Origin of the sequence: Actinophytocola sp. (assembly GCF_035634895.1) — a bacterium.
Classification (GTDB): Bacteria; Actinomycetota; Actinomycetes; order Mycobacteriales; family Pseudonocardiaceae; genus Actinophytocola.
The window spans coordinates 31,640-41,639 of sequence record NZ_DASQCC010000018.1; the positions used below are offsets into that span (position 1 = coordinate 31,640).

The window sequence follows — 10,000 nt, forward strand, 5'->3', positions numbered from 1 at the left end:
AGGCCCAACCTGGGTCGGCCAGTACCACCTTGCGGGACAATGGCGGCATGGGACACGTCGAGGACGAGATCACGCCGTTCCTGAAGGCCCGCCGCGCCGCGCTCGACCCGGCGGAGCTCGGCCTGCCCAACGGCGTCACCAGGCGGCGCGTCAACGGCCTGCGCCGTGAGGAGGTCGCCCAGCTCGCGGGCATCAGTGTCGACTACTACACCCGCATCGAGCAGGGCCGCGCCGCGGCGATCTCCGATGCCGTGCTCGACGCCGTCGCCCGCGCGCTGCGGCTCACCGAGCACGAGCACACCTACCTGCGCAACATCACCGCCCCCGGCCGCCGCACCGCCGCCGGCGCGTGCGCGCCGGCCGAGCGCCCCCTGGTCAGGCCGCAGATCCGGGAGCTGCTCGACGCGATGGGCGAGTCCGTGCCCGCCATGGTCTACGGGCCGGGCACCGACCTCCTCGCGTGGAACCGCCTCGCGAAGTCCGTGTACTCGACGGACTTCGACGCGCTGCCGGCCGAGGACCTGAACGGCGCGCGCATCGTGTTCCTCGACCCGTTCGCCCGCGAGCTGTACCTGGACTGGGAACACGTCGCCGAGGACAGCGTGTCCAGCCTGCGGGCCGACATCGGCAAGTTCCCCGGGCACGGCCGCGCCTACCGGGTGATGTGCGAGCTGCGGGACGCGAGCCCGGAGTTCAGCCGGTTCTGGGAGAACCAGGACGTGAGCGACCGCCAGCACGGTGTCAAGCGGATTCACCACCCCGAGCTGGGCGAACTGGTGCTGACGTACGAGGCGTTGGAGCTGCCGACAGACCCTGGTCAGCGGCTGTGCACCTACACGGCACCCATCGGTTCCGAAACGGAGCGAAAGCTCCGGGAGCTCGCGACGAGGATCACCGTGTCCGTCTGAGCAGGAACAAACCCCCGTGGCCGGCTGTTACAACGAACCATGGAACAGGCAACTCTGCACAGTCCCTCCACTGTGGACCGTTCGGAGCAGTTGGCAGAGTCGCCGACCGGAGCAGCCAGGATTCGCATCATCCTCGTCCTCGGCGCGCTCATCGCTCTCGGTCCCCTGACCATCGACATGTACCTGCCCGCGTTGCCGGCGCTCGGGGCGGACCTGAACGCGTCCGAGTCGGCCGTGCAGCTGACCCTCACCGGCACGCTCATCGGCCTCGGCCTCGGGCAGCTCATCATCGGCCCGCTGTCGGACTCCCTTGGCCGGCGCCGGCCGCTGATCGCCGGCACGATCGTGCACATCGCCGCGTCGCTGCTGTGCCTGATCGCACCGAACGTGGCCGTCCTCGGCGTGCTGCGCACGCTGCAGGGCGTTGGCGCGGCCGCGACGATGGTCGTCGCGATGGCCGTCGTGCGTGACCTGTTCACCGGCAAGGCCGCGGCCACCATCCTGTCCCGGCTGATGCTCGTGATGGGCACCGCGCCGATCCTCGCGCCGACGATCGGCGCGGCGGTGCTGTCGGTCGGGTCGTGGCGCGGCGTGTTCGCCGTGCTGGCGGTACTCGGTGCGGCACTGCTACTGGTGGCGATCTTCCTGCTGAAGGAGACGCTGCCGGTCGAGCGGCGCAGGACCGGCTCCTTCCGGCCGGTGCTGCGGACCTACCGGTCGCTGCTGACCGACCCGCAGTTCGTGGTGCTGACACTGGTCGCCGCGCTCGGCATGTCGGCGCTGTTCTCCTACGTCTCGGGCTCGTCGTTCGTGCTCCAGGACCAGTTCGACCTGACGCAGCAGCAGTTCGCGCTGGTGTTCGCACTCGGTGCGGTGGCCCTGATCGGGGCGTCGCAGGTGAACGTGATGCTGCTGAACCGCTTCACGGCGCAGCAGATCGTGTTCGGCGCGCTGGCCGCCGGGCTGGTGTTCGGCGCGGTGCTGATCGTGTTCGCGGAGTCCGGCGCCGGCGGGCTGGTGGGCTTCCTGGTGCCGCTGCTGTTCCTGCTGGCCGCGGTGGGTTTCGTCCTGCCGAACGCGCCCGCGCTGGCCCTGTCCCGGCATGGTGAGGCGGCGGGGACCGCGGCCGCGCTGCTGGGTGCCGCACAGTTCGGGCTCGGCGCGCTGATCGCGCCGGTGGTCGGCCTGCTGGGCAACGACGGGCCCGCGATGGCCCTGACCATGACGGCCGGCATGCTCGTCGCCTGCGCCGCACTGGCCGCGACGATGGTCCGGCAACGGGCGGTCGCGACCGCCTGACCTGGGTGTCTACGAGCGGGTGACACCGTCCAAGCTGGGCGGTGTCACCCGCTTTTCGGGCCCGGCCCCGGCTGGCAGCGGGGGCAGTAGTAGGTGATGCGCTCGCGCAGCTCAGTGCCCTGATCGGCCTTCAGCACCGGCCCACCGCAACGCAGGCAGCCGTGGCGCTGCCGCCCGTACACCCAGGTCTCACGGCCTCGTCGTGGGTCACCCGTCGTGTTGCGGACCGGCCGCAACGCGTTCCGCACCAGCAGCTCCCGCGCAAGGCTCACCGTTTTGTGCGCATCCACCGCCGCCACCGGGGTCCACGGCGAGACCCGGAGCAGGAAGCACGTCTCGACCTTGTACACGTTGCCCAGCCCTGCCATGAGGCGCTGGTCGAGGAGCGCGTCACCCAGCTCGCGACCGGGGTCGGCGGTCAGCCTGCGAACGGCCTCGGCGTGATGTTCGTCCGACCAGCCGGGGTCCAGCAGGTCCGGCCCCAGGTGGTCGACGAGCCGGTGCTCGTCCGGCGTCCGCACGAGGGCCATCTCCATGAGCAGGTTGCCGAGCGCGACCTTGTCCGCCGTCGCGAGAACCGCCCGCGTGCGGTAGCTGATCGGCGGCCGGTTCGTGTAGACGCGCCACGATCCGTCCATGCCGAGGTGGCAGTGCAGGCTGAGCGCACCGCCGAACCGCAGGAACAGGTGCTTGCCGACCGAACGCGCGCCCTCGAACACCCGTCCCGTGAGGTCCGCGGTCGCGAGGCGGGGATGCCGCAGCTCCGCCCGCGTCAGGACCGTGCCGCCCAGCGCGCTGGTCAGCCTGCGCGCGGTCGCATGGACGGTGTCTCCCTCGGGCACGCCGCCAGCCTAGGTGGGGTCGGCCCTACGCGTCGGTCGCGCGAGCGCTTCGTCCGCTCCCGCTCGATACATCGCCCATCGTCGCGCGGCGCGGGTCGGGCCGTCGCGGAATGGTCGTGATCCCGGTGTCGTAGGTACTCCCACACGCCGTAGATCTGGGCGGCCACCGCGGAGACGGATGCGGGTGGTGCGTCGCGCCAGGTCGCGCTGCGGTTCGCCTGGTCCTCCGCCTGTTCCGGGGTGTGTCACGCCGCGACGAGACGGATCACCAGGTGGCTCATGTCCACCCACGGTGCGGCGAGCTTCGCTTCGCCCAGGCCCAGTCGAGAACGCGTGCCTCGCGGCGCGGTCGATGAGGATGTTCGACTCGTGGATGTCGGTATGCGCGAGGGTGCACCCCGACGCGAGCTCGGCCGCGGCATGCTCCTGGCCGGCGAACCGTGTGAGATTGGCGTGGGTCCAGGGGTCGAACGCGGGCGGATCGTCACGCAGCCTTCGCCATGGTTCGACACGGGTGAACAACTCACCCAACGAGGGCAGCGACCGCGCCGGGCTGGGCGTCAGCACCGCCGCGCACTCCGTGAGCGCGTCGACGACCAGCGGGATGTCCGCGGAGCCTGGCGAGAAGTCCAGGCGGCGCCCCTCGACGTGATCGAAGCCCAGCACCAGCCACCCCGCGGTCTCGATCTCCCACCGCAACCGAGGCACCCGCACCGGTAGGTACGGGCCGACTCGCGCCTCCACCCGGCACATCGCCGCGGCATTGCCGTCGACCCGCACCCCCTTGCAGAACACGCGCTCCCCGAAGGAAAGAACCAGCGTCGCGGCGAAGTCCGAGTTGCGTCCGTCCGTGCTGGTCCGCACGTCGACGACGTCGCCGCACCGGTCGTGCACCGCCGCGCGAACCTGCTCAGGTAGCTCGTCCCACTGCTGACGGTGCACCGGTCACCCGACCCGAGCCGGCCTACAGCCTCTTGAGGCCCGCCGCCACGCGGGAGAGGAGGTCCAGGGACGGGCCGTCCTCCTCGGCGACCTCGTGGACGTACAGCAGCTCGGCCGGGACGAGGTCCGAGATCAGCACCCGCGCGGCGCCCAGCGGCAGCCCGAGCCGGGCCGCGATCTCGGCGACCGACTGGGGCGCCCGGCAGACCTCGCAGATCACCCGGTAGTCGTCGCGGAGGGTGGTGATGTCCCGGTCGCGGCCGAGCTGGGTCGACAGCAGGGTCTCCAGCTCCAGGCGGTACCCGGAGTGCGTGCGCCCACCCGTCCGCGTGTACGGGCGGACGAGCCGTCTCGGGTCGCTCGACTCCGCCGACAGTGGCGGCGGCTCCTTCGGGTCGGCCCACGGGCCCGCGTCGGCCAGCGGGGAGATGAGCGGGGTCTCCCGGGTGCGGCGGACCTTCTTCTTGGGCTTCTTCTCCCGGCGGGCCAGGTTCCTGCGTCCGCCGGCCGGCACCACGGACCGCGGCCCGATCGGCAGGGACGTCGGCGTGGGAGGGGGTTCCAGCTGGTCGGGGGCATCCTCGAGGACGGGGAGCACACCGCTCACGGGGCCGTGGTCGTACTCCTGAGCGGCCCGGCGCGGGGCGCCGATGGAGCCGTTGTCGGACAACGCCCGCTCACCCCACTGGTTTGGCTGAAGGTGGGCGGATATTACGCGGATATCACGCCCCGCAGCAAGCATACCTGTCGGGGGGTACTGGTGCGGCTACCTAGAGTGCTACGCGAACAGAGTGTTGACTTCACGTGGCTAAACCAGGTAAACACAACGATACACAGATGAAACGGTGGTAAATCCACATGTATGCAGAAGAGCGGCAGCAGCACATCGTGGACCGTGCGCGCCGGGAGGGCCGGGTCGATGTCGCCGAGCTGGCGGCCGAGTTGGCCGTGACCGGCGAGACCATCCGCCGCGACCTCTCCGTGCTCGAACGCCACGGGCTGCTCCGCCGCGTGCATGGTGGCGCCATCCCCGTCGAACGCCTCGGCTTCGAACCCGCGCTCGCGACCAGGGACGCGGTGCTCGGGGCGGAGAAGGACCGTATCGCGAAGGCCGCGCTCGCGGAGGTCCCCGAGGAGGGCTCGATCCTGCTCGACGCGGGCACCACCACCGCCCGGCTGGCGGAGATCCTGCCGGTCGACCGGCAGCTCACGATCCTCACCAACGCGCTGCCGACCGCCCTCTCGCTGGCCACCCGCGCCAACTTCACTGTCCTGTTCATCGGCGGCCGGGTCCGGTCGCGCACGCTCGCCTGCGTGGACCCGTGGGCGCTGGAGATCCTCGCCCAGTCCTATGTGGACGTCGCGTTCCTCGCGACCAACGGGTTGTCCGTGCAGCGCGGGCTGACCACGCCGGACCAGGCGGAGGCCGCGGTCAAGAAGGCCATGGTCGCCGCGGCCCGCCGCCGGGTGCTGCTCGCCGACCACACCAAGCTGTCCTCCGACCACCTGGCGCGCTTCGCCGAGCTGTCGGACCTCGACCTGTTCATCAGTGACACCGGGCTGGATCCCCAGGTGGCGGCCGAGATCGAGACGCAGGGGCCAAGGGTGGTCCGCGCATGAACAAACCGCTGGAACGCGATCGTGGTGGGGAAGTGACCAGGACATGATCTTGACGCTCACGTTGAACCCCAGCCTGGACCGGACCATCGAGATCCCCGAGCTGATCCGGGGCGAGATGGTCCGGGCCGGCGCCACCCGGCTCGACCCCGGTGGCAAGGGTGTCAACGTCGCCAGGGCACTGGCCGCGCACAAGCTGCCGACCTGTGCCGTGGTGCCGCGAGGTGGCCCCGAGGGCCGGCAGCTGACCGAGCTGCTGGAGGAGGAGGGCATCGACGTGTGCGCGGTGCCCGTCACGGGGCACACCAGGTCCAACGTGAGCCTGGTCGAGCCGGACGGCTCGGTCACCAAGATCAACGAGCCGGGCGGCGAGCTGGTGCCCGACGACCTGGAGCGCATCGTCAAGGCGGTGCTGGACACCGTGGTCGCCGGCGACTGGGTGGTGGCGAGCGGCAGCCTGCCGCCGGGGGTGCCGGACACGTTCTACCGCGACCTCGGCCGCAGGCTGACCGAGCGGGGCGTCCGGTTCGCGGTGGACACGTCCGGGCCCGCGCTCACCGCCGCCCTGGAGGCCAGGCCTGCGCTGGTGAAGCCGAACCGCGACGAGCTGACGGAGTTCGCCTGCTTCCCGATCGACTCGATCGGGGACGCGGTTCGGGCAGCGACCGCGATGCGGGACGCGGGCGCCGGTACGGTCCTCGCCAGCCTTGGCGCGGACGGTGCGGTGCTGGTCGGCGAGAGGGAGACGCGCTACGGCGAGTCGCGGGTCGATCGGGAGCGAAGCACGGTCGGGGCGGGGGACGCGATGCTCGCCGGGTATCTGGCCGGTGGGGTGGCCGGCCGGGATGCCCTCATCGAGGCCCTGGCGTGGGGTGCGGCGGCCGTCCGGCTGCCGGGTAGCCGCATGCCGGGACCGGGCGACGTGGACCGCCCGTCGGTTGGCGTCCACGCCTCGTTCGACCTAAGCCGTGCCCTTTGAACACGAGATGGAGCACTCAATGACGACCGACATCTCCCACCTGAAGAACCTGCAGGGCGACAGTTTCCGCGCCAGGGTGCAGCGCCTGGGCGCCCACCTGGCCGGCATGATCATGCCCAACATCGGCGCCTTCATCGCGTGGGGCCTGATCACCGCCCTGTTCATCCCGAAGGGCTGGTTGCCGAACGAGACCCTCGCCGGTCTCGTCGACCCGACCATCAAGTACTTACTCCCGATCCTCATCGGCTACACCGGCGGCCGGATGGTGCACGGCCAGCGCGGCGCGGTGGTCGGCGCCATCGCGACCATGGGCGTGGTCGTCGGCTCGGAAGTGCCGATGTTCCTCGGCGCCATGATCATGGGCCCGCTCGCCGCGTACCTGCTGAAGCTGTGGGACGACCGCATACAGCACCGGGTCAGGGCCGGCTTCGAGATGCTGGTCGACAACTTCTCGCTCGGCATCCTCGGCGGTGCGCTGGCGCTCGTCGGCGTGTGGCGCATCGGGTGGCTCGTCAACAGCCTCACCACGGCCGCCGGCAACGCGGTGCAGTTCCTGGTGGACCACAGCCTCCTGCCACTGGTGTCCGTCATCGTCGAGCCGGCGAAGGCGTTGTTCCTGAACAACGCCATCAACCACGGCATCTTCGACGTGCTCGGCGCCCAGCAGGCCAAGGACGCCGGCCAGTCGATCCTGTTCATGATCGAGACCAACCCCGGCCCCGGACTCGGCATCCTGCTGGCGTACTGGTTCTTCGGGCCGCGCCGGATGCGGCCGAGCGCACCGGGCGCGATCATCATCCAGTTCTTCGGCGGCATCCACGAGATCTACTTCCCGTACCTGCTGATGAAGCCGCGCCTGATCCTCGCCGCGATCGTCGGTGGCATGTCCGGTGTCGGCACCGCGCTGATCACCAACTCCGGGCTGGTCGCGCCGCCCGCGCCGGGCAGCATCTTCGCCTACCTCGCGGTCACCCCGCGCGGTGGCTACGTGAGCGTGCTGCTGTGTGTCGCGGTGGCCGCCGTCGTGACCTTCTTCGCGGCCGCCGCGCTGCTGAAGTTCGGCCGCGGCGCGGACGCGGAGGAAGCCGCGGTCGCGGTCGAGGGCGCCCCGGACCTGTCGGACGCCGCCGTCCCGGTCGCCGGCACCGAGACCGCCACCAACGGCGCCCACCCGGCCATCGCGGGCAAGGAGGTCGACAAGGTGGTCGTCGCCTGCGACGCCGGCATGGGGTCGAGCGTGATGCTGGCGAGCCAGCTCCGCACCCGCCTCAAGCCCTACGGCGTCGCGGTGGAGCACGTCGCCATCGCCGACATCCCGCCCGGGACGCGGTTGGTGCTCACGCATGCCGACCTCGCCGAGCGCGCGAGGATGACGGTGCCGGAAGCGGTGGTCGTCGAGTTCCAGATGTTCCTCGGGGATCCCGCCTTCGACCGCCTGGAGAAGGCCATCAAGGAAGGCGAGGAGATCCGTGGCTGACGTACTGCCCACCGAGGGCATCCGGCTCGGCCTGACCGCGACCGACAAGTGGGACGCGATCCGCCAGTGCGGCGCGGTCCTGCTCGAGCTGGACGCGGTCGAGGCCGGCTACCCGGAGACCATGCTGGAGCGGGAGAAGTCCGTCTCGACGTTCATCGGCGAGGGTGTGGCGATCCCGCACGGCACCGACGAAAGCCGCGCGCTCGTCAAGAACACGACGCTCGGGGTGCTGCAGTTCCCGTCCGGTGTGGACTGGGACGGGCAGCAGGTCACGATCTGCGTCGCCATCGCGGCGAAGGGGGACGAGCACGTGACCGTGCTGTCCGCCCTGGCGCAGATCCTGATGGAACCCGCGAAGGCGGAGCAGCTGCGTACGTCCGCCGATCCCCAGGCGGTGCGCTCGCTCCTCGAATCAATTGGGAAGGGCATCGAAGCATGAGGGTGGCGCGTTTCTACGCACCAGGTGACATCCGGCTGGAAGACGCACCAGAGCCGTCGCCGGGCCAGGACGAGGTGAAGATCCGCGTCCACAACTGCTCGACCTGCGGCACGGACGTCAAGATCTTCAACCACGGTCACCACCACCTGGTCCCGCCGCGGGTGATCGGGCACGAGATCGCCGGGGAGGTCGTCGAGTCCACTGTGGACTCATGGGTGCCCGGCGACCGCGTGCAGGTCATCGCGGCGGTGCCGTGCGGGACGTGTCCGGACTGCCTGCGTGGCCGGATGCCGGTGTGCCCCAACCAGACCTCGGTCGGCTACCACTACGACGGCGGCTTCGCCGAGTACCTGGTCGTGCCGCGCCAGGTGCTTGCGGTCGACGGCCTGAACCGGATCCCGGACGGCGTGAGCTACGCCGAGGCGTCGGTCGCCGAGCCGCTGGCCTGCGTGCTGAACGGGCAGGAGCTGGCCGGCGTCGGCGAGGGCGATGACGTGGTCGTGGTGGGCGCCGGCCCGATCGGTTGCCTGCACGTGCGGCTGGCCAGGGCACGGGGCGCACGCCGCGTGTTCCTGGTGGAGCTGAACCGGTCCCGTCTGGACATGTCGGCGGAGAAGGTCCACCCGGACGCGGCCATCTGCGGGTCCGAGGTGAACGCGGTGGACGAGGTCCTCAAGCTCACCGACGGGCGCGGCGTGGACGTGGTGATCACCGCCGCCGCGTCGGGCGCCGCCCAGGAGGAGGCCCTGCAGATGGCCGCCCGTAGCGGGCGGATCAGCTTCTTCGGCGGCCTGCCGAAGGACCGGCCGACGATCACCCTGGACTCGAACCTGGTGCACTACCGCGAGCTGACCATCGTGGGCGCCAACGGATCCAGCCCCGACCACAACAAGAAGGCGCTGGAGCTGATCGCCACCGGCCAGGTCCCGGTCGCCGACCTGATCACGCACCGGTTGCCTCTCGCCGAGCTGCACGACGCCATCAAGCTGGTGTCGAGCGGTGCGGCCATCAAAGTGACCATCGAGCCGTAGTTTTCGCGGAAGGGGCAACGATGCCTGCGAGGGAAGTCGTGGTGGGATCCCGGATCGGCCTGCACGGCCGGCCGGCGGCGATCGTCGTGAAGACCGCTCAGGCGCAGGAGGTCACGGTGAAGATCTCCGTGCCGGACAAGTCGCCCGTCGACGCGCGAAGCATCATCGCGGTGCTGTCGCTCGGCGCGCACGGGGGTGACACGGTGACGATCGAGGCCGACGGTGAGGGCGCCGACGCGGCGCTCGACGCGATGGCCGAGGTGCTGGCGAAGGATCTGGACGCGGATGCCTGATGACATGAACGGGCTGGGTGTCAGTCCCGGCCGAACCGCCGGGCCCGTCTACTCGATGGGCAGCCCGCCGGTGCTGCCCGCCGAGACCCCGCAGGCGGGTCCCGACGAGGCCCGGCGGGCGGCGGACGCGCTCGCCTTCGTCTCGTCCTCACTGGACAAGCTCGCCGGCTCGC

11 protein-coding genes and 1 pseudogene are annotated in these 10,000 nt (G+C 70.8%); 10 read left to right on the forward strand and 2 right to left on the reverse strand.

The window, feature by feature from the left end:
- Positions 1–47 precede the first annotated feature (47 nt).
- Both VET29_RS03205 and VET29_RS03210 read left to right on the forward strand, forming a co-directional pair.
- Positions 48–908, forward strand: coding sequence for a helix-turn-helix transcriptional regulator (locus VET29_RS03205; protein WP_324914361.1), 861 nt, complete (start codon positions 48–50; stop codon positions 906–908).
- A 39-nt stretch (positions 909–947) separates the two neighbouring features.
- On the forward strand, positions 948–2,207 hold the full coding sequence (locus VET29_RS03210; RefSeq protein ID WP_324914364.1) for a multidrug effflux MFS transporter: 1,260 nt from the start codon (positions 948–950) through the stop codon (positions 2,205–2,207).
- 44 nt (positions 2,208–2,251) lie between these two features.
- Here VET29_RS03210 and VET29_RS03215 read toward each other — a convergent pair whose 3' ends face one another.
- Positions 2,252–3,049 carry an Fpg/Nei family DNA glycosylase gene (locus tag VET29_RS03215; RefSeq protein WP_324914366.1) on the reverse strand — a complete coding sequence of 266 codons (798 nt, stop codon included), beginning with the start codon at positions 3,047–3,049 and terminating at the stop codon, positions 2,252–2,254.
- Positions 3,050–3,563: 514 nt separating this feature from the next.
- On the opposite strand from VET29_RS03215, the gene VET29_RS03220 reads away from it, so the two are divergent.
- A complete protein-coding gene (locus VET29_RS03220) occupies positions 3,564–3,701 on the forward strand; it encodes a hypothetical protein (RefSeq protein WP_324914368.1) in 138 nt (45 codons plus the stop codon).
- Between the two features lie 312 nt (positions 3,702–4,013).
- Here the strand turns inward: VET29_RS03220 and VET29_RS03225 are convergent, their stop codons facing one another.
- A complete protein-coding gene (locus VET29_RS03225) occupies positions 4,014–4,661 on the reverse strand; it encodes a DUF742 domain-containing protein (protein WP_324914370.1) in 648 nt (215 codons plus the stop codon).
- Positions 4,662–4,849: 188 nt separating this feature from the next.
- On the opposite strand from VET29_RS03225, the gene VET29_RS03230 reads away from it, so the two are divergent.
- The 7 genes and pseudogenes from VET29_RS03230 to VET29_RS03260 form a co-directional block, all read left to right on the forward strand.
- The gene (locus VET29_RS03230) at positions 4,850–5,611 is read left to right on the forward strand and encodes a DeoR/GlpR family DNA-binding transcription regulator (RefSeq protein WP_324914372.1); all 762 of its coding nucleotides are present in this window, start codon (positions 4,850–4,852) and stop codon (positions 5,609–5,611) included.
- 43 nt (positions 5,612–5,654) lie between these two features.
- Positions 5,655–6,587 (forward strand): 1-phosphofructokinase, encoded by a 933-nt coding sequence (gene pfkB / locus VET29_RS03235; protein ID WP_324914374.1) that lies wholly within the window; start codon positions 5,655–5,657, stop codon positions 6,585–6,587.
- A 19-nt stretch (positions 6,588–6,606) separates the two neighbouring features.
- Positions 6,607–8,064, forward strand: a complete 1,458-nt coding sequence (locus VET29_RS03240) for a PTS mannitol transporter subunit IICB (protein WP_324914377.1) — start codon at positions 6,607–6,609, stop codon at positions 8,062–8,064.
- Positions 8,057–8,503: a PTS sugar transporter subunit IIA gene (locus VET29_RS03245; RefSeq protein ID WP_324914380.1), complete on the forward strand. Its 447-nt coding sequence runs from the start codon at positions 8,057–8,059 to the stop codon at positions 8,501–8,503. Before VET29_RS03240 ends, VET29_RS03245 begins: the two co-directional genes overlap by 8 nt.
- A complete protein-coding gene (locus VET29_RS03250) occupies positions 8,500–9,534 on the forward strand; it encodes a zinc-dependent dehydrogenase (RefSeq protein WP_324914384.1) in 1,035 nt (344 codons plus the stop codon). Before VET29_RS03245 ends, VET29_RS03250 begins: the two co-directional genes overlap by 4 nt.
- Positions 9,535–9,554: 20 nt before the next feature.
- Positions 9,555–9,827, forward strand: coding sequence for an HPr family phosphocarrier protein (locus VET29_RS03255; RefSeq protein WP_324914387.1), 273 nt, complete (start codon positions 9,555–9,557; stop codon positions 9,825–9,827).
- Positions 9,820–10,000: pseudogene (locus VET29_RS03260) on the forward strand (phosphoenolpyruvate--protein phosphotransferase); the annotation flags it as partial. The gene VET29_RS03255 and the pseudogene VET29_RS03260, both read left to right, overlap by 8 nt.

Excerpts from the sequence above, each read along its gene's own strand:
- VET29_RS03205 (WP_324914361.1), top strand. The coding sequence starts at position 48 with ATGGGACACGTCGAGGACGAGATCACGCCGTTCCTGAAGGCCCGCCGC.
- VET29_RS03210 (WP_324914364.1), top strand. The coding sequence starts at position 948 with ATGGAACAGGCAACTCTGCACAGTCCCTCCACTGTGGACCGTTCGGAG.
- VET29_RS03230 (WP_324914372.1), top strand. The coding sequence starts at position 4,850 with ATGTATGCAGAAGAGCGGCAGCAGCACATCGTGGACCGTGCGCGCCGG.
- pfkB (WP_324914374.1), top strand. The coding sequence starts at position 5,655 with ATGATCTTGACGCTCACGTTGAACCCCAGCCTGGACCGGACCATCGAG.
- VET29_RS03240 (WP_324914377.1), top strand. The coding sequence starts at position 6,607 with ATGACGACCGACATCTCCCACCTGAAGAACCTGCAGGGCGACAGTTTC.
- VET29_RS03250 (WP_324914384.1), top strand. The coding sequence starts at position 8,500 with ATGAGGGTGGCGCGTTTCTACGCACCAGGTGACATCCGGCTGGAAGAC.
- VET29_RS03255 (WP_324914387.1), top strand. The coding sequence starts at position 9,555 with ATGCCTGCGAGGGAAGTCGTGGTGGGATCCCGGATCGGCCTGCACGGC.